The sequence below is a fragment of the Ruegeria sp. B11 genome (assembly GCF_056539785.1).
The window spans coordinates 293,974-318,832 of record NZ_JBQFVO010000002.1; the positions used below are offsets into that span (position 1 = coordinate 293,974).

Annotated in this window: 18 protein-coding genes; 11 read left to right on the forward strand and 7 right to left on the reverse strand. The window is 54.4% G+C overall.

What is annotated here, in order from left to right; genetic code table 11:
* Positions 1-144 precede the first annotated feature (144 nt).
* From ACR0I1_RS09145 to ACR0I1_RS09160, 4 genes are all read left to right on the forward strand, one after another.
* On the forward strand, positions 145-807 hold the full coding sequence (locus ACR0I1_RS09145; RefSeq protein ID WP_170407091.1) for a hypothetical protein: 663 nt from the start codon (positions 145-147) through the stop codon (positions 805-807).
* Positions 808-1,115: 308 nt separating this feature from the next.
* The gene (locus ACR0I1_RS09150) at positions 1,116-4,010 is read left to right on the forward strand and encodes a calcium-binding protein (RefSeq protein WP_480706037.1); all 2,895 of its coding nucleotides are present in this window, start codon (positions 1,116-1,118) and stop codon (positions 4,008-4,010) included.
* A gap of 353 nt (positions 4,011-4,363) precedes the next feature.
* Positions 4,364-6,958, forward strand: a complete 2,595-nt coding sequence (locus tag ACR0I1_RS09155) for a hypothetical protein (protein ID WP_480706039.1) — start codon at positions 4,364-4,366, stop codon at positions 6,956-6,958.
* Positions 6,959-7,375: 417 nt separating this feature from the next.
* Entirely contained in the window at positions 7,376-9,304 is a 1,929-nt protein-coding gene (locus ACR0I1_RS09160; RefSeq protein ID WP_480706041.1) for a heparinase II/III domain-containing protein, read from the forward strand.
* Between the two features lie 204 nt (positions 9,305-9,508).
* Here the strand turns inward: ACR0I1_RS09160 and ACR0I1_RS09165 are convergent, their stop codons facing one another.
* From ACR0I1_RS09165 to ACR0I1_RS09190, 6 genes are all read right to left on the reverse strand, one after another.
* Positions 9,509-10,426 (reverse strand): hypothetical protein, encoded by a 918-nt coding sequence (locus tag ACR0I1_RS09165; RefSeq protein WP_480706043.1) that lies wholly within the window; start codon positions 10,424-10,426, stop codon positions 9,509-9,511.
* Positions 10,427-10,430: 4 nt separating this feature from the next.
* The gene (locus tag ACR0I1_RS09170; RefSeq protein ID WP_480706045.1) at positions 10,431-11,264 is read right to left on the reverse strand and encodes a class I SAM-dependent methyltransferase; all 834 of its coding nucleotides are present in this window, start codon (positions 11,262-11,264) and stop codon (positions 10,431-10,433) included.
* Between the two features lie 13 nt (positions 11,265-11,277).
* Positions 11,278-12,462: a glycosyltransferase gene (locus ACR0I1_RS09175; RefSeq protein WP_480706047.1), complete on the reverse strand. Its 1,185-nt coding sequence runs from the start codon at positions 12,460-12,462 to the stop codon at positions 11,278-11,280.
* Positions 12,459-14,135, reverse strand: coding sequence for a hypothetical protein (locus ACR0I1_RS09180; protein WP_480706049.1), 1,677 nt, complete (start codon positions 14,133-14,135; stop codon positions 12,459-12,461). Before ACR0I1_RS09180 ends, ACR0I1_RS09175 begins: the two co-directional genes overlap by 4 nt.
* A complete protein-coding gene (locus ACR0I1_RS09185; protein WP_480444193.1) occupies positions 14,128-15,114 on the reverse strand; it encodes a glycosyltransferase family 2 protein in 987 nt (328 codons plus the stop codon). The genes ACR0I1_RS09180 and ACR0I1_RS09185 overlap by 8 nt, the downstream gene beginning before the upstream one ends.
* A 281-nt stretch (positions 15,115-15,395) precedes the next feature.
* Positions 15,396-16,337 carry a LysR family transcriptional regulator gene (locus ACR0I1_RS09190; protein WP_480502950.1) on the reverse strand — a complete coding sequence of 314 codons (942 nt, stop codon included), beginning with the start codon at positions 16,335-16,337 and terminating at the stop codon, positions 15,396-15,398.
* Positions 16,338-16,485: 148 nt separating this feature from the next.
* Here ACR0I1_RS09190 and ACR0I1_RS09195 point away from each other — a divergent pair, with 148 nt between their 5' ends.
* From ACR0I1_RS09195 to ACR0I1_RS09225, 7 genes are all read left to right on the forward strand, one after another.
* A complete protein-coding gene (locus ACR0I1_RS09195) occupies positions 16,486-17,493 on the forward strand; it encodes a TAXI family TRAP transporter solute-binding subunit (protein ID WP_170394045.1) in 1,008 nt (335 codons plus the stop codon).
* 80 nt (positions 17,494-17,573) lie between these two features.
* Positions 17,574-19,787, forward strand: coding sequence for a TRAP transporter permease (locus ACR0I1_RS09200; protein ID WP_480706051.1), 2,214 nt, complete (start codon positions 17,574-17,576; stop codon positions 19,785-19,787).
* 4 nt (positions 19,788-19,791) lie between these two features.
* The gene (locus ACR0I1_RS09205; protein ID WP_170611509.1) at positions 19,792-21,030 is read left to right on the forward strand and encodes an NAD(P)/FAD-dependent oxidoreductase; all 1,239 of its coding nucleotides are present in this window, start codon (positions 19,792-19,794) and stop codon (positions 21,028-21,030) included.
* Between the two features lie 30 nt (positions 21,031-21,060).
* Positions 21,061-21,804, forward strand: a complete 744-nt coding sequence (locus ACR0I1_RS09210) for an aspartate/glutamate racemase family protein (protein WP_480706053.1) — start codon at positions 21,061-21,063, stop codon at positions 21,802-21,804.
* 100 nt (positions 21,805-21,904) lie between these two features.
* Positions 21,905-22,633, forward strand: coding sequence for a TSUP family transporter (locus ACR0I1_RS09215; RefSeq protein ID WP_480706055.1), 729 nt, complete (start codon positions 21,905-21,907; stop codon positions 22,631-22,633).
* Between the two features lie 16 nt (positions 22,634-22,649).
* Complete coding sequence (locus ACR0I1_RS09220; RefSeq protein ID WP_480706057.1) at positions 22,650-23,666, forward strand: D-cysteine desulfhydrase family protein; 1,017 nt, start codon at positions 22,650-22,652, stop codon at positions 23,664-23,666.
* Between the two features lie 116 nt (positions 23,667-23,782).
* A complete protein-coding gene (locus ACR0I1_RS09225) occupies positions 23,783-24,127 on the forward strand; it encodes a RidA family protein (protein WP_170394035.1) in 345 nt (114 codons plus the stop codon).
* 219 nt (positions 24,128-24,346) lie between these two features.
* Here the strand turns inward: ACR0I1_RS09225 and ACR0I1_RS09230 are convergent, their stop codons facing one another.
* Complete coding sequence (locus ACR0I1_RS09230) at positions 24,347-24,562, reverse strand: hypothetical protein (RefSeq protein WP_480706059.1); 216 nt, start codon at positions 24,560-24,562, stop codon at positions 24,347-24,349.
* Positions 24,563-24,859: the final 297 nt, after the last annotated feature.

Sequence of the window (24,859 nt, forward strand, 5' to 3'; positions counted from 1 at the left end):
ATTTTTGTCATACTTTGTAACAATTTAGCCCCCTTTTTCGCGTTGTAATGAAGGGGCCGGATAACCACCTTTTTGTTATACCCGAGGAGGAAGTTTCTAAGATTTTTTGGGTGCTAAACAAAGTGTGTAACAAGGAGAAATACAATGAAACATGTAACCGCTACGAGCTTCGAGAAAGCCAACGACGATGTCATCGCCGTGCCCCCAATTCAGCCTTTTCCAAAGTGCGGAACCGAGGTGCCAAATGATGGTGAAGACCTGGTGGCTGTAAATCCGTTGCCGATTGATCCGCTGGTTGCCGATCCCATCGAAGATCTGGTTGCCGTGAACCCGCTGCCTTTTGGTGCGGTTCCTGCCGGTGAAGGTGACGACGTCACCGCAGTTTCCCCGATCATGCCTGACCCCCGGTGTGGTACCGAGGTTCCGCAGGATGGTGAAGACCTGATCGCAGTAGCCCCGCTTCCTTATGGTGCGGTTCCTGCTGGTGAAGGTGACGATGTGACCGCAGTTTCCCCGATCATGCCTGATCCACGTTGCGGCACCGAAGTGCCTCAGGACGGTGAAGATCTGGTTGCAGTGAACCCGCTGCCCTTTGATCCGATCGTTCTGGATCAGGGTGATGACGTCATCGCTGTACCCCCGATCCTGCCGCTGCCCAAATGCGGCACCGAAGTACCGGAGGATGAGTATGACCTGACGGAAATGGCGCCTCCGCCGCTGTGCGAAATCGTACCGACTGCAGGCGGCGAAGACATCTGCGGAACCCCCGTTCCGACCGACAGCTTCTTTGTCGATATGGTTGCCTAAGTGGGGCGAAAACTCAGCGATCATCTATCGCTGCACAACCAAAATCCGGGCGTCTTAGTTCCTGTTGAAACGGACGCCCGGGCAAACAGAGGGAAAACCAAACTCACCGGCTGGGGCCTGAAACAGGCGCCAGCCGGATCGCTGGTTTTCTCAGGCCGTGAATTCCATTTTTGTCATACTTTGTAACAACTTAACTGACTTTCGCCTGTTGAGATCAACAGCCTGAAAAACCACATCTTTCCTATGATCTGTGATGCGTATGGGCCCGAACCTCGGGTGTCGACCATCCAGGAAACAGGAGGAAAGACATGAAACATGTTCGCAAATCAAAATTCCAGCCCAACTCGGCGAGCACGCTCAACATATCGGTTGGTCTTGGTGAAACGGATGACGATCCTATCGTGATCCCGCCGGTTAGTCTGCTGTCGGAAGAAAGCAGCGAACTGCAGGACTACGTCTGGGAAGATTCAGCCTCGGACGACGAGACTGTGGCCAGCAACAAACCTGATATTCCCGTCTGGACCGGTGGTAAATCACCTGGCGATGGCCACAGCGGTTGGTGGGATAAATATGGGACCCATCTGCATGACACCAGCGGCACCTATGTCGGCCGCGATGTCAAAGCCCGTGGTGAATACAAAATGGCAGGCGGTGAGGTGAGCTTTGAAAACCTGATGCACCGTCTCTCAAGTGGGCAAAGCAAGGGGACATATCTTTACACCCGTATCGAAGGGAATGACGGGGATAACGTCATCCAAGGTTGGAACCCCGAAAACTGGGATAACTATGATGGCGGCACCTCGATCAAGAATTACTATTCCAACTATCATCATCGGGACAATATCTCGGGCGGTGACGGAGATGACATCATCATCGCCTACCGTGGGAACGACCAGTTGTTCGGTGATGGCGGTAATGATGTCATCTATGGTGGCGGTGGCCACGACTACATCGATGGAGGTGAAGGTGATGATCAGCTGTTCGGCGAATCCGGCAACGACAAGATCATTGGCGGCGGAGGCAAGAACATCCTTGTTGGCGGCGAAGGCGATGACATCCTGATTGCCGGGAATGAAGGCGACAAACTGTACGGTGGTACTGGTAACGACCTTCTTGTCGGCGGTGACGGTTATGATGTCCTGTTTACCGGGCATATCGACGAAACCTCTGCCGACACGCTTTACGGTGGAAAAGGGGCCGACACGTTCGTTATTGGCTCTGTGCCTGAACCAACAACTCATGATCCCAACCATAACCAATCGAATGGTCTGGGCGAAGAGTGGCTGGAAGAGGCAGGTAATCTGGCACTCGCCAAGATGCTGCCGGGCGCGAAGCTGTTCATCAACCTTGCCAGAGGCCTGATCGACGGGATCAAGAACATGTTCAAGACCGAGGAGCAGGTTGTCGAAACCGTCAACCCGCCGAAGGTGTCTCTGGTCGAGATCCTCGACTTCAACCCGCTTGAAGACAAGATCATTGTACCAGTCAACGTGGAGGGGCCAGTAACGCTGGACCTGCAAGCATCGATCGTCGATGGCGCGGCATTCGATCTGGTCGCGCTTGATCCGGCCGACAACAAGTTCAAGGTGATTACAACCTTCTATTGGGATGAGGCGTCGAACATCTTTCCGGGCGCAACAAGTATCTCGCAGCAGAACACAGATGCCTTCATTCAACGGTTGAAAGAAACCGCTCTGATCACGGGGCCGGATGGTGCGCATTATGGCTTGGGCCAAAAGATAGACCTTGGCCTGAGCAGTGAAGACCTTGCAGGTCTTGGAACCAGCAAGTTCGTCACATTCGGGGCGTTCGGCGGTGTTTCGATGGTCGGCTTTCACGATGAGGATCGTCAGTTGGGAACAAACCACAACGACGTTCTGCAAGCCTATACGTCCGAGCGCGATACCCACGGCGGAAACGAGGCCGAAATCCGCAATGACGGCAATGATGTTCTCTACGGCTTTGGCGGTGACGATATCATGGCTGGCGGTGGCGGCTTTAATAAGCTGTATGGTGGAGAAGGCAATGACACGGCCTGGTATGGTGACAGCCTGAGCGGCATCTATGTCGACATGAACAACAAGGCGGAAGATGCCAGCGGTGAGTATTACTGGGCCTGGCATGGCAACAGCGCCAATCCGTTCGATCTCAATGACGAGATTCGCGACAAGGAAGGCTATGATCTGCTCTGGAGCGTCGAGAACATCTATGGCAGCGACCATGCTGATGTGATCATCGGAGACGAGGGCGATAACGTCTTCACTTCGGGTGATGGCAAAGACGTGCTGACCGGTAACGGAGGAGCTGACACCTTCATTCTGAACGGCGGCGAGAACACGATCACCGATTTCGATGCCAATGAAGGCGATCGGATCGAGATCGATCTAGACGCTTATGGGATGACCGGTTGGTTTGATCTGGATCACCGCATCGAAAACGGCCAGATCGTGCTGTTCAACAAGCTGACAGACGAGATCATCGTGCGCTATGACGATGACGGGAACGGATTTGACCCGTCATACATCGACCTGCGCAGCTTGGTTGGCAACGATGAAGAAGGCTATCAGGTTGTCTACGAACCGCCCTTTGGTGCAAACACGCTGGAGTGGTTCGAGAAGTATGGCAACCGGATTGATGCCGAGGTCGGCGAAGAGCTCGTTAACGTAGATGGCACCGATAGTTGGGACTACATGATCGGCGACACCGGCAGTGGTGGACTGACCCTGAATGGTGGTGCTGGTGATGACTACATTGTTGGCGGTGCGCTCAATCAGTTCGCTACTCTGAACGGCGGCGACGGCAATGACACCATCGTGATCCGCAAAGGCGCGATGATCACCAATGCAAATGGTGGAGACGGCGACGACGTCATCATCCTTGATGCAGACCAGTCTTCAGAAGCCGGGTTTGCCAATATGTTCGGTGGCGAAGGCAGCGATACTTTTGTCATCACCGGCCCGGGCAGCCAGTATGGTGGTCAGGTGATCCGGGATTTTGAGGCTGACGACTCGATTGTTATCGATCTGGAAGGGTTCGGGATCTCGTCTCTGGATCAACTTCAGATCGAATGGCGTTCCAGCACTCACTGGGTCACGGCAAATGGCCAAAAGGTGATCAGCGTACAGGGTGTTGATGAGCATTTCGATGTCATGCAGCACATCAGCGAGCTGACGGCTCAGCAATCACAGGATTGGGGTCTCTGATCATCGCCTGATTACCAAAAAAGCTTCAGCCGGTCTGGATCGGCTGAGGCTTTCTTAACAGTTCGATCTGGCAATAATGCAAAGTTAATTATTGCGACATTCCAAATTTGGCGAAGACTCGCGCAACTGCACCGATCTTTTGCTCAAACCCCGCTATAACCCACTGACGTACAGCGTTTTTTAGCGCATCAAAAGGTTGGCATAGGCCCGCATCCGCTCAGATTAATTCGTTAATGAACTCTTAACGTGTCCTGAACTTCTGACTTGTTACGCAAGTTGGGCCTGAATTCATCGGGCTAGTAAAGCCGAAATATTTGGGCTGAAACAACGACAAGATGGGAGTCTGTTTCAAGATGAGTAATGGAACATATGAAGAATTTCGCGACGCTTTGCGTGCATTTGAATCTGGTTGGGATCGAGATCGATACGACGCAGGAATCATTCAGGATTGGCAGCTGAACCAATGGGCGGGAGGGGCCGTTGCCGACTTCTATCCAAGCTATTCCAGCTGGTCTGATCTAAGCAGTGATGAATGGGACGCGATGTCCTATCGCTCGATGAACTCGCTTGGTTTTGTTGGATATCAGTTCGGCGAGGCGCTGTTAATTGACCTCGGGTATTACACCGATGATGTCTATTATGGGAATGGCGCGGCTTCGAACACCTGGGATGGCACATGGACCGGTAAGAACGGGGTGAATTCGCTGGCAGAGTTCACAACCGCCGAAGCGCAAGAGCGCGCTATTCAAGAAGCGTTTGGCTACAATCTTCAAGTCATCGAAACCGGGCTGGGCTATCAGGGAGAGAGCCTGTCCGACTATCTCGGCACGACACGCACTTATCTGGAAAATGGCCAGGCCGTCTCTGTCACGCTCAGTCTTCCTGGCATAATGGCCGCCGCGCACCTGCGGGGGGCATGGGGTACGTTGGCTCTGCTTCAGGGTGGAAGTGTATCCACCGATGAATACGGTACTTCGATCCTGCGGTATGTCTCGCAATTCGGCGGTTATGACGCGCCGAGTATCGAAGACGCTATCAAGGTATACACCGACGGTGTCTTGCCCACGGATACAAATGGCGGCACCGATAACGGGAATACGTCGCCGCCCGTTGTCCCACCGGTCATACATCCGGAACCCACGGAACCAACCGGCAACGGGACTGCTGACACCACAGAAGATACTGCGGATGTGGTGATTAACTGGGCTTGGGGCACGAATGCAACGATCCCGGATTTCGACCCTACGACAGATACGATCTTCATCGCATGGGTCGGTGCCGACGCGTTGGAGGTTGCCGAGGTTGATGGCGCGGTTGTGTTCTCGATCCCGTCCAATAACCAGGTCACGACCCTCAGCGGTGTGACACTTGCTGAGCTGAGCCCGGCAAACTTCGCTATTCTGGACAATACCGCCGCAGCTGAAGTGCTTGGGCTGATAGGCACTGATGGTTCAATGCCGACCAGCGGTGGCGATGGTGGCGGAGATGGTGGTGGCGGTGGCCATAGCCACCAACATATGCACGTCATGCTGGGCCTTGCCAGCGAGGCACAGACGGTCGAAGGCTTCCTGCCCGCGATGGGAGATGTCATTGAAATCGGACCGGACATTGGGACTGATAACTTCTCGATTTTCGAAGAGAGTGGGGACGCTCTGGGGCAGACCGTTAGAATTGAGCTGACCTCGGGCAATGTAACCAAGCAGATCGTATTCACTGGCTTTGGCCTGTCCGATCTTTCGCTCAGCAATTTCTCTATCACGGATCAGACGGTGTTGAACGAAGTGTCCACAGCTTTGGGGCAAGTTATCGTCTCGCCGGGAGACGGAGAGGGCTATGACCTCAGTTATGATGCAGACGGGTCAAACCCGCCCGCGATCACCGGCAATGCAGACACGGGCGGGGTGAAATACCGGGCCGATAGCAACGCTGACGACATAACCGGATTCCGCCCCGGTGTGGACGAGTTGGACTTTGGCGGTACGTCGGTTCACGGCATGATCGTCACCAAATCCAAGGCCGGCGAGATTGTTATCGACAGCCCATGGTCGGACGCGGCGCAAATCGTGCAAGGTGTCACCTTCCAGGACGTGACCATCGACAGCTTTGGTGTGGTCGGCAACGAACACCTCCGTCAGGATATGGGCGGCGTTCTTAGTTGGGAGCAGGGCGTAGGACCTCGCGATGCTGACACAGTCTATGTTCGTAGCCACGAATATGGCGTGCACGAAGTTATTGACGGCTTTGATCCTTCAACGATGAAGATCAGCTTCCTGTATTTCGGAACCCGCGAGCGGCTTAGCGTCGAGGACAGTAGCGATGGTCTGGTGATCTCATCCTTGCCGACAGGACAAAGCATCACGCTGACCGGCGTGACCAAGGCTGACCTGATCCCGGGTCTGGTCGAATTCCATTTTGATCAGGTGATGGAAGACAATCTCGAGGTACCATTTGGCTTTGACCAGAACGATGTGACGTTGGTTGCTCGCACCATACTGCTGACCCCACAGGCTCCTGTCGGGGCGACGACAGACGGTTATCAGACACGGGTCGGAGATCTGACAGGGGGATCGACCCAACCAGATATCGGTAGTGGAACCAACGAACCCGGAAACAGCCAAACCCCAGGAGTTGTGACCTTCGGCGCTGAAGTGGATGTGGCAGAGCTTACCTGGAACTGGGGGGTAAAGACCCAGATTATCGGTTTTAATGCCGATGAAGATATCATCGATTTCAACGCTTTGAGCGAAAGCGATGTGTCGGTCACCGAAATTGATGGCGATCTTATCTTTGAAGTTATCGGAAATGGCGGCCATACCGTTACACTTCAGGATGTTCAGGCCGAGGATCTGGATCTTGGCAACCTGACGGCTGATGACTGGAACAGTGTTGCCGAAGCAGAAAGCGCCCTGACAGACCAACTTGAAGCGCTCGGCATGTCCATCGCCTGAGGCACTCCAATAAGTGGTTCCCGGTCTGCGCTAGGCCGGGAACGAAAACAAACACATGAAAATCGATGGGCACTGGCCTCGTTTCCGGTTCGGTTCCGTGATCAAGCCATGCGACCATAATATTAATGCTCGGATCGCTTGCGCTAGGTTCTCGTGGCTGGCTTTCTTATCGTTTGTCCTTCCGGCTCTACTTAAACACTACTCCAATAGGCTGCCGGACGGGGCGTTTAGCATATCAATTTGCTAAGCCGAACTAATCGGATGTCTTTGACAGAATTTGGCCACCGCTGCAGAGTCGGGTTGCAGGTGTTTCCAATGCGGAAGAAGTCCATGATCGCGACCGTTAGAAGTGTGAATCCGATTAAAGCCTTCTTTTTGTTCGTTTTGTCCTTCGCTTGTTTTTGCGCTACAAGCGCTTTGTCCCAAAACTCAGTGCCGCAAGTCGTTCTAACGGATGAGATCGTCCAGCGCATAGAAACACAGCGCGCAGCCGATCAGGTGTTCGCGGCTGACTATCAGGCATTGATTGAGAGTGCAGAAGCGCATTTGCAGTCGCCTACTATTGTTGAGGCAGTTCGGAATGGAGATGGTCAGCTTCACGAGGCTTTTCGTGGATTTGGACAACGTCCGGTCGAACGCCTCACCACACTGGCTTTGGCTTGGCGATTGACCGGTGACAGTCGCTATGCCGATCGCGCCAGAACCGAACTCTTGCAATTTTCGGAACTGGAGACATGGCAGCCCGCACACTTTCTGGGATTAAGCCGTGTCACATTGGCGGTGTCGCTCGGATACAGTTGGATTAGTGACAATCTGGACGAAGAGGATCATCAAATCATTCGATCGGCACTTGTCGAGAAGGGGTTGAAAGAAGCCGCCAAAATCTACGATCTGGATACGCATTATTATGACAAGGGTTGGATCGCCCCCCAACACTGGGTGAACCCAGTGTCTGTTCCCGCGTCGCTTCCTGATGGGACGGCTACTGCGGATATCGCCTGGCCCGTTGCTTCCTTCAACTGGAACATCGTTTGCAATGCAGGAATGATCGTCGCCGCTCTGGTTGTGTCAGAAACAGAACCGGAACTGGCTGATCATATTATTGAGCAAGCGCAGGTTTCACTTAGAAATGGGTTGGCAATGTTCGCTCCGGATGGGGCTTGGCCAGAAGGACCGATGTACGGGGCTTTGTCCGCCCGGGACGCGGCGGTGGCGTTTGATGCGCTTGTTTCCGTCCTCGGGCATGATTTTGATCTCTCTAAAATGGTAGGGTTGGAAGATTTTGGGGAGTTCCTGATCCATGCATCTGGGCCAACTGGCATGCTGTTTAACTTTGGAGACAGCGATACAAGCACTGACCTTGTTGTATTGACCTGGCTGGCGTCGCGGTTCAATCGTCCGGGCTACGACCTTAAGATGAATAGCAAAATGGGGTCTTCCCATCCAGCATTCGAGCTGATCTGGCAGCAGCGACGCAATAGTGAACCAATCACTGCCCGATCAACATCCTATTGGTCTGGAGGGCTTGGGATCGTAACCATGCGGTCTGGTTGGAATGACCCTAAGGCCAGCTATATCGGCCTCAAGGCTGGGCCGCTTAGCAGCCATCACAATGACCTTGATGCGGGCACCTTTGTGCTTGAAGGCGACGGTGTACGTTGGGGGGTGGATCTTGGGCTCGGAAATTACCAATTGCCCGGCTACTTTACTGACAAACGTTTTGACTATTATCGAACGGCCACGATCGGGCAGAATACACTGACCTTTGACATGGCAAATCAAATCGAAACGGGGCGGGCCTATGTTGAGGAGTTGGCGCAGTTTCCGGGTTTCGATTTTGCAATCGCCGATCTTTCAGACGCCTATGGAAAGCCCAAGGGAACGGTCAGACGAGGCATAGCTCTTGTCGACGGAACGACAGTGTTGGTTCAGGATGAAATTAGCTCTGATCAACGGGGGCGGGTGGCGTGGGCAATGCATACCGAAGCGCAGTTAACAGTTGATGGCTCCAAAGCCACATTGCGTCAGGATGGGAAAGAACTAACCGCACGCATACTGTCGCCGCCAAACGCCACCTTCTCTCAACTTTCAGCCAATCCTTGCGAAACGGCATTCAATTCTGAATGTGCGATGCAGAATCCGAATTCAGGCGTTACACGGCTCATGATCCAGCTTGATCTTGATGAAAGTGACAAGCGTGAAACCATTGTTGTTACTTTTGAACCTGATGCACAGGCCGCAAACAAGCCGGTCATCCCGTTAGGTGAGTGGCGACTGAACGCGACCCTCTCGAACGATGTTGTGAAAAAGCACATTGATCGGCTGCCTGCTGAAAACTCACGATAGGTTTGGGTCAAACTTGAACGACCTCAACCCTGGCTTTAGGCGATGCTGGGTGCGCTCAAGGAATGTAGTACGCACCAGAAGTCGCACTATGTTTGGAAACGAATTGAAGACGGCACCCTAGCGCCTGAGACAGCGCATGGCGACCTTCAGATACGATAGACTCCGCTGCAAATTGTCTGGCTGACCCGATCCAAATTTTTAAACCTATACAGCTTCGTGCTCACCACTGCTTAGATATCGGCGCAGGGTTACGCCAAGCCCAAACACAGCTACATCCCCCAGAACCGAGATCGCGCGATGCGCGATCGCAGCGCTTAGACCGACTCCCTGATCAGTGAAAAGGCCAAGTCCGAGAGCAATAATTCCATCTCGAATACCGATACCACCGGGTGCGCCCGGCATCAGAAAACCGATGACCCAGGCTGTCGAAAAGATTGCGATGCATTGCAATATACCGGCACCACCCTGAGGGTAGATCGCCCGTGCGACACACCAAAGTGACAAACCCAGCATCAAAAAGTTGAAGCTATGCAGAAACAACAGGATCAGGCATTTTGAAAATGTAAGTTTCGGTTTTCCCGCTTTGCGCCAGATCACAATCTGGCCAATCATGATGCAGGCCAGAATTCCGAGGAAGATGATTGTCATCTGTCCATCGAGCCAGGATCCTGGAAGGTCTGCAATTACTGCGGCGACAAGATCGGGCATGGTCAGGAGCACAATTCCGACGACCAGAGCACCGCTGGCGAGCAGAAAACCGATCTCGAGCAAAAGAGATGACGCAATAATTGCGGATGGCACTCCATCACTCCGTGCGAGGGCGAAACGTCCCAAAAGGTGGGCAACATTGCCGGGGATGTATTTCCCGATCTGCGATACCATTAACTGACTTTCAGCGCGTGTGCGCGTTAGGGCAACGTCATAGATGTTTAGCGTCACCCCCCAAGCCACAGCACCTACGAGCTGCGACAGCACATAAAGGGTAAACCCACCTAGCAGTGCATAACGGGCGCGGCCTGACCCGAGGTCGAGCACTGCAATGTCTCCTGCGTGTCGAACCAGAATGATTCCGATGAAGATCAGGGCAGCAGCGGTGCCGATATAGCGCAGGGCGGTAGCCATGTGTTTACGTTTTGCGCGCCACTACAAGAAAACCATTTCCAAATTCGGTGTTAAGGAACGGGCGTTGTAGCTGGAAAAAAAGCCGCATGACCGTGACTGCGAGTATGGAAGAAAACACAGGCCAGAAGCGCCGCTCAATGGAACGATCGCTACCGCTCTCGTTGGTAAGGTCGTTCGCTGTTTTACCAGATTTGGCGTTGGTTTCTAATATCTGTCCATAGGCCCGAGCACGCCAATACTCCATAATATTGGCCAAAGGAAAACCGTAGCACTCAACAGTTTCGACGGTGAAGCCGGCGTCCTGAACCGAATGTACTAAAAGTTCTTTACTGTAGCGTCGAACATGCCCTGCCCAAACGTCGGCCGCATTCCAGCGGGATGGGTGCGCAGGCGTCGACAAGATCATTGTTCCACCGGGTTTCAGATAAGTTTGCCATTCTCTCATGGCCTCAATATCTTGCTCCAAGTGCTCAATCACTTCAAATGACATGATCAGGTCGAAGGAGTTTTTCCAATCCGGGTCAAGCTCGGCCAAGAGTGTCATAGGGCTGGCTTGAGTGTTGAGCTTATCTGCCAGTTCAAGGGCTTGCTGCGAACGATCTACGCCATAAGCTTCAAAACCCTGTTCTGCCAGTTCTGACAATAGCGCAGCCGGTCCGCACCCGATGTCAAGCACTCTGCAAGGCTTCAGATTTTTGAGATGCCGCATAACCCGATCACGCCTTAGAAGATACCGCGGCGCGGGCACCCAATTGGATTGCGGCAGGGCCGGGCCAAAGTGCCTGTGATAGATGGCAGAAGCACTATGCTCTGCGGAATTAATGGCGGTATCAGTCATGTCGACCACAGTTTTATCCGGCTTGAGGTGCACAATGAAACAAGTATCCGCAAAGAGTCCGCGCGATCTCATGCGGCTGGGCCATTTTCAGTCTGTCTTCAGGCATTACCGGATAGCCCTCGTGCCTCAATTCAGCGATGGCATCCAGCAGCGCTTCGGGATTTGAATGAGGGATAAGCTTCACCCCGAGAGCTTCGTTGCCAAATGTTTCGATCATGGCAGGTGAGCTCCGGGTGATCACTGAACGCCCTGACAACAGCGCCTGATAAACCTTGTTCGGCACCACTGACGCAGCCTTGCCTGAGGCGCCAAAAATGCCGAGGCAGATGTCGGCATTTGAAATTGCCTCAGTCAGTTCCTCATAGGGAACCCACTTCTGCCAGGAGATATGCTTATGCTCCGCATCCACCAGAGCTGTCTCGAGCAATAGGCGCTCTTGCCCGGTGCCAATCAGGTGCCAATTGATATCGCGACCTCGATCCGAGGTAGCTGCCGTCAATATCGTTTTAAGCCCATGCAGCGGGATGAGCTGTCCATAAAACAACACTCTAGTGGGACCGTCGTGGCGCGCAGGAGGAGGCAGACGCTGGAAGGATCCCGGCTCAGCTCCCACCGGCACTGCTCCAATCCTGGATTCAGGCAAATTGAAGATCCGTGCAATATGCTCGGCATGCGCCTTCGTATCGAGCAAGACATGATGCGCTGCCCGGCAGGCCAGCCATTCAGTGACCCAAAGCATCCGGCCCGGCAGTGACTTGGCCCCAACCATACTTCGATCGTTAACGACAGTGTCGTAAAGCGAAAGGAACATGTCCCAGGTGATCTGCCGCCGACGTAGCAGGGCAAAGGGCCACAACACCAATGTATCGAGCGCGCCAAGATAGGGAACCATCACTGAATCATGACGAGGCGCACGCAAATAATGCAGGATCAGAAGCGGATAGGCCAAGAGCGCGCTGAACAACACTCGGATCATCACAGCCATGTTCAACTGGCTTTTATCCGCGTGTTTGGGCCAAATCTCTGCGTGGATTTCAATTACTTCTACGCCGAGCTCTTGCAATCCAGTTCGGAGAATTCGAGTACGCGGTTTGCTAAGATCATATGTTCCCCAAAAAATCACCCGCTTGTTGCCGGGCTCAGATGGTATCGGAGTGGTGCTGACCACCGGAGGGGAAAGAGGCATATCGGTATTCATGGCGAAAGCATCCGGAAGCCGGTATAAACCTCTCGATCCAAGCTTTCTGGCGCGACCGGAGCCACACCAGTATCCCAGATCAGCCCGACAGCAACACCTTTCGGTCCGTTGATTGTTACTGCCTCTGCGCCAATGCTAAGAATGTCTCCAGATGCGACGGCACTTGTATCAATCTGTACTGGCTGGCTGGTTTCGACCCGATATCGTCCGGGGAACGGAAGTGCCAATTCAACCGGTTCGTCGGTCAGCTTCACTGATCCTCCGGCAAGCCAGATCGATCCCGAATAGTGCACATATGACTCGCGTAGTATCTTGTGGTCCTCAGGCAGCAGCACAGGCTCGGCTCCATTGGCCGAACTTGGGTCCATCGTCAGCGTCAGAGCAGTTTTGTTGGCGATAAGTAGAGGTGGCTGCTGTTCTGCGATGATTCTGGCAAATACGGGCTGGCCCGCCGCCTGATAGCGTGCAACGCCCCAGCCTGACATGAAGAAACCAGGATTCGGGAAACTTGCGATCATGTGGCTGTCATCAATATAGGCGACCTGATCTGGGAACAGGCGATGAATTTCCGCAATAGTGGCGCGTTGGTTTCCTGCACGATCTTGCAGTGCTAGGGCTGCCTGGACAAAAAGCCCCGCAAGCATCACCATCACCAGTTGTGCCGAGCGTCGTGATGATCCAAGCCTCTGTGCTCCGATCGCGACGGCTGCCATCAGGAGTGGGGTAGCGAAGGGGTAAAAATAGACAAAGGCATTGCGATAGATCACCACCGAGAGGAGCGGTGCAGCAAAGAGCGCAATCAACAGAACCCGCCGAGCATTCCGACCGGCACACAGTCCGATCCCCACAAGAATGATCTGTGGGAGACTGAGCATAGCCCAACTCATGAATTCAGTTGATCGTGGGAATATGCCGCTTTTCAACAGCGTCGTATTCAGCGCGTCCTTTGCATTGTTTGCCGTCTGGTTGCCTTCGGCGACGCGAAGGCCAGACGCATGCCAGAGGTAGAATGACACGCAAATGCCAGCCGCCAAGATACCCGTGATAGTGATGCGCCGTACCGCTATTCGATCTTCGATCCTCCATATCAGCACGGCCAGAAATGCGGGCAGATAGAGTGCCGATTTGATCGTAACCAGTACGGCCAGAGCGCTCAGAAGCGCTGCCGCCAGTGTTTGCCAGACAGACAGGCGCGTGGTCAGCAAGATTGCAATCGAAGAAGTCAGTAACGCCGCAGCAATGGGATCGGCACGGAAACTGGCGCCATAGGCCAAAACGTAGCCTGAAGTCAGGAAACCCAGAGCAGCGATATCGGCAAATCGCTGTTCGGTAAAATACAGGGCGATACGGTGCACAGAAATTGTGGTCAGCCCGACGCATGCAACCATCACAAGCCGGGCTGCAAATATCTGTTCCATCTCATGACCCGGCAGCGCATCGAGCCATGTGAAACCATGCACGAAGAAGGTCTGCATTGGACGGTCCAATCGACCGTCGAGGAAGGCATGGACATGTGACAGGAAATAGAATTCGTCCCAATTCACATTATGAGTATACGCCAGCACCAGCATAAACACGAAGACAACGACAATGCTCGCACGTACCACTCGATCAAGAGTGATAGCCCCTACCAGTCCGGCGTTTCGCTGATCGCCTAGCGCCGGATTATCCATTCTCTACCGCCCTGACCGGGTCGAGGGAAATTACTTCAGTAGGTCTAATCGGCGCGCGCAGCAACTCTCGGGCCCGGATGTCTTCCAGCAGACTACGGTTGGTGGCGATAAGATCGGCCAGGATACCAACGGCGAACAGTATCGTGGCCATTGCCAGCAGCACACCGGACAGAACCAGCGACTGAACATGCCCAGCCCCCCCGTCTGTCGCGTAATAATAGAGAAATCGCCCAACCCCGATTAAGCCAGGCAAGGCGAATACTGCCGAAAGCGTCAGGAAGAACTTCAATGGTGCATAGATCACAAAAACGCGCAGAATAGTTCTTGCGGAGCGGGTGACATACTCTCCGATACCTCTGAACAGACGAGACGGGCGTGTTACCTTGTTGACCCGAACAGGCACCGAGGTCATCGGGATATGTTTGCGTCCGGCCTGAATGATGGTTTCCAGAGTGTAGGTATAAGTGTTGACAACACAGAGTCGGGCAGCGGCATCTCGGGAATAGGCGCGAAATCCGCTGGGCGCATCAGGGATTTCTGACTTGCTAGCCAGTCGCACGACCCAACTGCCCAGCCGTTGAAGGGTTTTCTTCAACGGCGAGAAGCCCTCGATCTCTCTGATCGGGCGAGCGCCGACCACGATTTGTGCCTTACGCTTCAGTATCGGATCAATCAGGGCCGGAATGTCGTCAGCGCAATACTGATTGTCTGCATCGGTGTTGACGATCACATCCGCGCCCAATGAAAGTGCATACTCGATGCCGGCACTGAACGCACGGGCGAGGCCGACATGGCTGCTCATTTCCAGAACGTGATCAGCTTTGGCGTTCCAGGCGACTTCAACGGTCCGATCGGTGGAGCCGTCGTCGATGACCAGTACTTCAACTTTACTGACGCCAGGAATCGATCGGGGAATTGCCGCGATCGCTTCGGCAAGGGTTTCCTCCTCGTTAAGCGCCGGTATTTGGACGACAAGCATCATGATCATGCCACATTGATAACTATTGAGTGCAATTACATTTTATTTTGGGACAAAATTGTGTCCAAAAGGGGTAATTGTTGAGCCATCTGAAACGGTTGAAACGCTCCTTTGAAACAATTCGTATGAATACTCGATGGTTGGTGCGTTATCGGTGTCGACCGAAAACTGCGTTACTCTAAATCCGTGAATTGCGACCAGCCGTCTTTCTTCTCAAATCAACTTGACGCTGTAAATCGCTTCGAGCGATCAAGAGATCAACTCATTGGGGCCGATCAGTTTTACTCACGCCCGGCCTGGAAAATCCATTCTGTGTGAGGATTCGCCTTCACGTCTTCCAACATTTTTAAGACCTCGGCTTTCCATCCAGCTTTGATCTTTAAAGCCAGTTGAGACGGCGGCCGGTGGTTGGGTTCAAGGATCGCGTATTCATATCTGAGCGGTTTCTTGAATGGCAAAAAAGCGACCTTTCCGTCGGACAGGTTCAATTCTTGCTCGGTCACGACGGTCAGCGGATCAACGATGCTGCAACATTGCCCGGAGCTGACGAAGGGGATGAGCGGCTGAAAATACTGGCAGGTCACTGTCGGATTGTACTCAGCACCGACCTCCTCGAATTCCTGCCGGATTTTGCGCTGGAATGGGTGTGACGCATGCAAGCCGCCCATGGGCGTATCGTTCAGATCAGACAGTGTCAGGCTCTTACGCGAAGCAAGTGGGTGGGTGCGGTCAATGGCACAGAAGCAATCTGCTTTGATTAGTTCGGCAGAGTACTGCGGTTCTTTGCCCGCTGAATGTTCGAAATCAGCAAATCCGAAGTCGATGTTCTGGGTCCCTGCAAGCTCCATAATCTGAGGTGAACTGCGGGTGGAAAGAGTGATGCGAATATCGGGGTTTTCTCCGACCGACTGGCTGATAAAACGCGGGAACAAAAAGGCGGACGGTCCGGGCATCGTTGCGATGTTCAGGCTGCCTGCATGCCCTTTGATCAACCCTTCCATTGTGCTGGAGATGGTGGCGAGACGGTCCAGAATGCCTGTGGTTTCGGCCAGAAGGTAGTGCGCTTCAGGAACCGGAACCAGGCGTCTTCCCTTGCGTTCAAACAGGGTCAGTCCCAGCGTTTTTTCCAGGTTTTTCAACGCAAGGCTAATCGCCGGCTGAGTGCGATTCAGTTTCTTGGCAGTTTGCGAGATAGAGCCGGTCTCCATCACTTCGCGAAACACTGTGAGCTGCATAAGGTTCATGGTTAATGTATAAATAAAACCTTAGTTTTGTGAAGTATAAAAAATTTGCATTTATGCGAATCGTCTCTACGCTGAGAAGATCGAATTCGGGAAAACCGAATCCAGCGATCCAACAACGGAGATGATTATGAAATTCGTGAAATGTTTGACCGGACTGGCCTTGGCAGGCGCGCTTGCCGCCCCTGCGCTGGCGCAGGATCCAACATTCTTCCGCATCGGGACCGGTGGCGCAGGCGGAACCTACTTCCCCATCGGCGGCACCATCGCCAACGGAATTTCTGCCCCTCCGGGATCTCGCCCGTGCGAAGAAGGTGGCCAATGTGGCGTCCCGGGCCTGATCGCAATCGCGCAATCCACGACAGCGTCGGTGTTCAACAATGCCGCAGTGCAGAATGGTGAGCTTGAGGCCGGTCTGGCCGCAGCCGATGTGACCCGTTCAATGTATCTGGGCGAAGGCAAGTTCGAGGGTAAACCTCATCCTAACCTTCGCATCGTAGCAAATCTGTTCCCCGAGGACCTGCATCTCGTGCTGCCCGCCGGTCAGACGATCAACGACCTGGGTGATCTGGAAGGCAAGCGCGTCGGTATCGCACAGGCTGGATCGGGTACGCAGGTTGCTGTTCTGCAGATGCTCGACGCCTGGGGTGTAAACCGCGACAATATGGATGAAGCCGAACTGAACAACAGTCAAAGCGCCGAGCGTTTGGCTGACGGTCAGTTAGACGCCTATTTCTACGCTGCGGGCTGGCCAGTTGCTGCGATGGTGCAACTGTCCTCGACCAAAGGCATGAACCTGCATTCGTTCAGCGATGAAGATCTGGCCAAGATCAACGAGATCATTCCGGCCTATATCCCTTCGGCCATTCCGGGTGGTGTCTATGAAGGCATAGACGCGGAAACCAAGACCCCTGCGGTCAGTGCTATGTTGGTCGTGTCCTCGGATCTGTCGGAAGATCTGGTCTATCAGCTGACCAAAGCCCTGTGGAACGACAACACCCGCAAGCTACTGGACAACGGCCATGCCAAGGGTAAGCAGATCACGCCCGATACCGCGCTGGATGGTGTAGAGGCATTGGGTGTTCCGCTGCATCCGGGTGCCGAGAAGTTCTACAAAGAGGCCGGACTTCTTCAGTAAACGTAACAGACTGAACTGTATCGTCGGTGCCCCTATGTGGGGCACCGCACACTGGAACTATGCGAAATCGGGAGGCCATCATGTCCGAGACCCAGAAACTTGATGACCACGAATTGACAGCCGAGGAACTAGCGGCCATCGAGGAACAGTTCGATGAAGGTGCCGCCGTCCGGCAGGTGACGCCCACCGCTGGAAAAGTTCTCCGTGTTGTGGCCCTGATTTTAGCGTTCTACGAATTCTTCACGGCCGGATTCGGCCTGCCCGCAGACCACTGGCACATGGGCATCTATCTCGCCCTGCTGTTCATTCTGGTCTACGCCACAATCCCGATTGTCGGGGCCAAAAGCCTATATGCACTTAAGGTCAGCCGGTTCCGCATCGGTAACATCCCGCTCTATGATCTGGTTTTCATGGCGCTTGGCATCATTGCCGCGCTTTACGTCGGCGTTGCCTGGCGCGGCATTCCGTTCCTTGGGATTGAGGAACAAACGTTCCGGATGGGCAACCCCAACAACTATGATGTATTTCTGGGCGTCGTCATCATCCTTTTGGTGCTGGACATTGCGCGGCGCACGCTGGGCTGGGTACTGCCCCTTATCATCTGTGTTTTCATCTCATACGCCCTGCTGGGGCCGTATTTCCCCGGCCTGCTGCAGCATCCAGGCGTGAATTTCAAAACCTTCGTCTCGTCGATGTATTTCCCGCAGGAAGGTATCTACGGCGTCACGCTCTGGGTGGTTTCGACCATCGTATTCCACTTTGTTTTGTTTGGGGTCATCGCTCAGCGCACCGGTCTGGGGCAGCTGTTCATCGACAACGCGACTATACTTGCGGGCCGTTATACTGGCGGTCCGGCAAAGGTATCAGTGGTGTCCTCGGCTTTCTTTGGCACGATCTCGGGCTCATCGGTGGCCAACACCGTATCGACCGGAGCATTGACTATCCCCAATATGAAGCGCCTCGGATACCCTGGCCATTTTGCGGGCGGGGTTGAGGCTGCGTCTTCTGCTGGTGGCCAAATCACTCCGCCGATCATGGGCGCTGCAGCCTTCATCATGGCCGAGTTCCTTGAGGTTCCGTACACCACCATTGTGATCGCAGCGATCTTCCCGGCAATTCTGCACTATGTCGGCGTCTTCGCTGTGGTGCACTTGATGGCACGCAAGCTGAACCTGAAGGGCCTGGCGAAAGAGCAACTGCCGCAACTCAAAGCCGTCTGGGCGGAAGGCTGGGCCAATATCATGCCACTGATCGGCCTGCTGGTGGTGCTGTTTACGGGCTACACGCCGTTCATGTCCGCTTTCTGCGGTATTTCTCTGGCGGTTATCGCGGGCATGTCGCGGATCAAGCAGCCGCCAACGCTGGTCTATGCCGCGGCTTTCCTGGCTTTTGTGCTCTGGAAATTCTCGGATGGCGGGTTCGACCTGACGATGACCGCAATCCTCTGTGGCCTGTCGGTTATTGCCACGCTGAATCCACAGAAACGGATTGAAGTGCCCGAGATGCTGCAAGCGGTCGAACTGGGCGTGAAGTACTCGCTGGCCGTTGGTGCCGCAGCGGCTGCGGTTGGCATCGTGGTCGGAGTGATCAACACCACTGGCATCGGCTTTCGCATTGGCTTCATGGTGACACAGGGCGCGGGCAATCTGGCGTCAGATATCTACAACATGATCTCTTTCGGCAGCTTCCAGCTGTTTGCCATGGAAGACCTGCAGCTATTCATCTCACTGGTCTTCATCGCCATCGTCTGTATCCTGATGGGCGCGGGTATCCCGACCACAGCGCTGTACATCATGCTGGTCTCGGTGGCACAGCCTGCACTGGCGCAGCTTGGCGTGCCGCCCATCGCCAGCCACCTGTTCGTGCTCTATTACGGCGTGGTGTCCGAGATCACGCCACCGGTCTGTACGTCAGCCTACGCGGCTGCTGCAATTGCCAACTCGAATCCGTTCCGCACTGGCCTGTCGGCATTCACTCTTGGATTGGGCAAGGTGATTGCGCCGATGGCTTTCGTATATGCGCCAGTTCTGCTGTTCGTATCCTCAACCGGCTTCAATTTCTGGGAGTTCACTTACACCGCCGCCAGCTGTATCGCCGGGGTCATCGCCCTATCGGCTGCGGTTGTGGGCTACTGGCTGAAACCGATGAATGTTGCGGCGCGGATTCTGATGGCCCTTGCGGGGATTATCTTTGTCGCGCCCAGCCTGACGGCAGATTTGATCGCGCTGGCCGTGGCCTCGCCCGTCATCGTCACCCAGTTGATCGCGCGCAGCCGCAGCCAATCTCCGGCCTGAATTGATGACAGAACAAGTGACCATCATCGGCGCAGGGATCGTCGGCATCTGTTGCGCTTTGTCGCTGCAGGAACGGGGCATTCAGGTTCGGCTGATCGATCGAGGTGAGCCGGGTCAGGAAACCTCGTTCGGGAATGCTGGTGTGGTTTCGCCTTGGTCGATCATTCCGCAAGCAATGCCCGGTATCTGGAAAATGCTGCCCAAAATGCTGCTTGACCCAAAGAGCGCGCTGTCAGTTAGGCCCAGCTTCTGGCCCAAAATGATTCCTTGGGGGTTACGATTTCTCGGAAACTCAGGAGAAAAAACTGTTCGCGAAGTCTCGGACGCGATGGAGGTTCTTTGTCGCCCCTCCGTCGATCTGTACCGGCGTCATTTACATGGTACCGGGCACGAGAACCTGATCACCGATAGCTATTACATCCACGCCTTTCGCCGACCAGAACAGGCTGATCTGGACGGGCTTGGATATCTTATCCGCCGAGAAAAAGGCGGCGATCTGGAACGCGTCGACGGTGACGAACTGCGCCGATTGGAGCCCGCTATGTCCGAAGCGTTCAAAGGTGCGATTGTGATCAAAGGGCAAGCGCGTGTAACCGCTCCGGGACGCGTGGGAGCGGTTTTGGCCGAAAAGGCGCAAGTGCAAGGTGCTGAAATTGTGCAAACCGAAGTCACCAAGCTTACCCCCGCAGAAGAGGGTGGTTGGCAGATTGCAACTGCGCAGGATACGCTAACCGCCAGCCATGTTGTTCTTGCGGCAGGCGTATGGTCTGCCGACCTGTTGAAACCATTGGGATTGCCTATGCCTCTCGTGGCCGAAAGGGGCTATCATGTCGAATTCCCAACCCCTGCGGTCGAACTGAACAACTCGGTCATGGATGTGGATGCAAAGGTGGTCGCAAGTTCGATGCTTGGGGGGCTTAGGGTCGCCGGTACGGCTGAATTCGGCAGCGCCGATGCACCCGCTGACCCACGGAAGAAGCAAATCCTGTCCCAACAGGCCAAGGCCATGATGCCCGAGCTTGATACAGGTGAGGCGCGGTTTTGGATGGGTCGGCGCCCGTCATTCCCGGACAGCTTGCCCGCAATCGGGCAAGTAAAAGACCAAGAGGGACTCTATGCAGCGTTCGGGCATTCTCATTACGGGCTGATGATGGCCCCGAAAACCGGCGAGCTAGTTGCGGATATCGTCTCGGATCGCATCCCGAATATCGATCTAGCACCGTATACACCAACCCGGTTTTGAACTTTCAAATCAAAAAAGGACCTGAAGACAATGCCAATTTATCAAGGCGGCCAGAATATCTGCGGGGCCTCAATCGGTGTGCTTTGCCTTGAAAGCTATTTCCCAAAGCCACCGGGCCATATCAAGAATCCGTCCAGCCTGCCATTTCCGGTTCTGTATGAAATGATCGACGGGGTGACTGTCCCGACACTTCTGAACAACCCTACGCCGGAATTGCTTGAACCCTTCATCGAAGGTGCCAAACGGCTTGAGGCCGAAGGCGTGCGCGCCATTACCGGCAGCTGTGGCTTTCTTGCGCTGTTTCAAAAAGAACTGGCTGCAGCGGTTTCAGTTCCGGTGTTTGCTTCCAGCCTGATCCAGGTGCCGCTGGCTTATCACATGACCGGCGCGAACGCTCCGGTGGGTGTTTTGACTGCAGACGCGTCTGCTTTGACCGCCCGGCATTTTGAAGGCGTCGGTGCCGCCAGTGTTCCGGTGGCGGTGAAGGGACTGGAGGACACTAGTGAATTTGCAGAAGTGATCTTGCGGAATACCCGCACCCGTATGGACACAGACCTGATCGAGGCCGAGGTCCTGAACGCAGCCCGTAGCCTGATGCTTGCGGCCCCTGATATCCGCTCACTGGTTTTGGAGTGTACAGACCTGCCGCCCTACGCATCGCGCCTTCAGGAAGAACTGCGCCTACCCGTGTATGATCTGACGACACTTGCGCAAATGGCACATTCCGTAGCGGCCCGCGAGCTATACTCTGGATTGATGCCCTGGCAGCGTTAGTGCGTGCCAATCAATTCGAATGAAGGAATGACATGGACCATGGCCGTAACCTCAGGATATCTGAGGTCTTGCAACAATGCCAAAGCTGCAGGAGTGCTATGTGACCATTGATCTGTCTATTTTGATGGCCACCATTTGCCTCGGGGCAATGCTGCAGGTTGGCGTGGGCATCGGTTTCAGTATCATCGCGGGTCCCCCGATGATGATCCTGCTCGGCACCTCGACGGCAGTTCCCATATTGCTGTTGCTGAATACCCTTGTGTCAGTAGTCGCGACGGATCGTCATGTATTGAAGAACAACAAGCCACTCATTCTTAATGCTATCATCGCATGTTGTGTCGGTGTAGTTGCCGGTCTTACTGTTTATCCGTTGTTGAACGAGGCGTTTGTTCTGGCCTTGACGGCCTGCTTGTTGTTGATCGGCTTAATCACCACCCTGCTTCCCTTGCGCGGCACAATCGGGCGTTTTGGGTTTTCAGCCATTACAGGACTGTCCGGGCTTGCAACCGTCTGGGCGGCAACACCGGGCCCACTTATGGTGTTTGGTTTGATCGCAAAGGGCCGCTCAGCCAAAGAGGTGGCCAAGCTGGTGCAACCCATCGCGCTGGTGGCTTATGGCATTGCATTCCTGTTGCACAGCCTGTCCGAAACGCAGGCCATCACATACGGGCCGCAACTGCTCGGCTTTGTCATAATCACGCTGGTAGGCAGCCTGCTTGGACGGGCAGGGGGCCCTTACTTGCCGCAGTCGGTCGTCATAGCCGCGATCCGCGTGGTTTCTTTCATCGCTTGCTGTGTCCTGTTCCAGCGCGCCTATATGATTGCATAATCCCGGGAGGTACACGATGCAACGAAACGACAATCTGGAGAGATTTCCTCGCGCCCGGCTTATGTCGGGCCCGACACCTCTGGAACTTTTGGACAGGTTGTCAGCGGAATTGGGGATCGATCTCTGGCTCAAGCGCGATGATCTGACAGAGCTTGTGTTTGGCGGCAATAAAACACGGCAGCTCGAATTCTACCTCGGCGATGCACAGCAACAAGGTGCCGATACCATTCTAATCACCGGTGCTGTTCAGTCCAATTTTGTCCGATCTGCAGCTGCGGCGGCCGCTAAGCTGGGCATGCAATCCGTGCTTCAATTAGAAGAGCGTGTCCCAAATATGGACGAAGAGTATTACAGGTCCGGGAACGTATTTTTGGCACAGATTCTGGGTGCCGAGCATATGAGCTATCCCGAGGGCGAAGACGAAGCCGGGGCCGACGCGGCATTGCACGCGCGTGCTGACGAATTGAAGGCCCAAGGCCGCACGCCATACGTCATTCATCTGGGCTTGAATCATCCACCTCTTGGGGCGTTGGGCTATGTCGTTGGCGGACAGGAATTGTGCGCCCAGATGCCCAATTTCGATGCGGTGGTTGTGCCGTCAGGCAGTGGTGCTACGCATGGCGGTTTGCTGACCGGTCTAGCACTGGAAGGCAGCACGGCCCCGGTATTTGGAATATGCGTGCGTAGAGATCGCAAGAAGCAACACGCCCGCATGATGATCGTTCTACAGAAACTTGCAAACTTGCTGGATGTTGATGCCGCTCTATTGCAGGCGCGGATCGATGTCTATGACGATGCATTGCCGCCAGGTTACGGCAAAGTGAACGCAAGAACGCGTGCCGCACTGGAAAAAATGGCACGGACCGAAGGGGTTTTCCTCGACCCGGTTTATTCCGCCAAGACATTCGCCGGTTTGATGCATCTGGTTGAAAGCCAGAAGATTAAACCGGGTCAGAAGGTCATTCTGCTGCACACCGGCGGGCTGCCGGCCCTTTTTGGATATCAAAATGAACTGGCGGACAATCTGACTTGAAGGAAACTCGGCCTCGGAATGCCGGCTTCTGATCTATGGCTCCCATTGGCATTTCAACGCGTGTGCCGTGGGCAGCTCAAATCACTGCTAAATTCAACAATGAGAAAGTACAAGTTATGACAATCACCCGCATCGAAACCGGTCAGCGCATGAGCCGGATCGTCAAACACAACGGCGTTGCCTACCTGTGCGGTCAGACTTCGGACGCGCCGACCGTGGCAGATCAGACGCAGGACATTCTGGCCAAGGTTGAGGATCTTTTGCAAAAGGCAGGCAGCGACAAGACCCGCATCCTAAAATGCGAAATCTGGTTGGCGGATATGGCAGACTTTGCCGAGATGAATGCCGTTTGGGACGCTTGGGTGCCCGAAGGCCACGCGCCCGCCCGCGCCTGCGGAGAATCCAAGCTCGCCCGTGATGTATTGAAGGTCGAAATGATCGTGACGGCAGCTTACGACTGAGCGGCGGCTGATTGCGGTTAATAGGGTCTGGACCTTTGCAAGTCCAATCCCTCGGAGATTGAGCTATTCACGGTCCAGAAAACACCCTAGGTCTTCGCGTCTGCGTTTGCGTGCCCACATTTGCGTCTCTGAAAGCGATTGCTGACGGGAGATGACTGGCGATGCGTTAGTTTCGCTGTTTCACCATCAACTGGCATGTAATGCGCGCCCGTTGGGTTCTTATCGATTGCCCAAAGTCACTGTCGTGGATATTTCCACGAACACAGTCTTATCGTCATCGCATGGCGGGACCGAGTCCGCGCCACCTGAGTGCACAAGGTAACCCCAGGTATCAGGTTCGTTTTTCTTGACGTCCCTAGCAAGCTGCCGGAGTGCAGCAATACCTTCGGACCGGGTTTCTGGGTTCAGATACCAAATCGCAATCGTGGTTAGCATTTCCTCGCTCCTTTCATGGGTTGGACCGATCGTCTAAATGCGGGTCCAACGGTTTGGTTGCCGCTCAATATTGGCAACGTCACCGGCGGAACGGGTCGCTAATCCTGGGCATTTGTTGAGTTCAATTCTTCACTTACTGCGCAGGTCTTTGGCCACCTTGAACCGGTGACACGGTTCCGCCGAAAAATAGTCTTTAACAAGTATCCAAGCGGTGAAGGTTATGCATCCAGCTGCAAGTCGGCCGCACGTGGAAGAATGCGCCCGACCTCACCGCCACCGAGGCTGTGTTTGACCTGC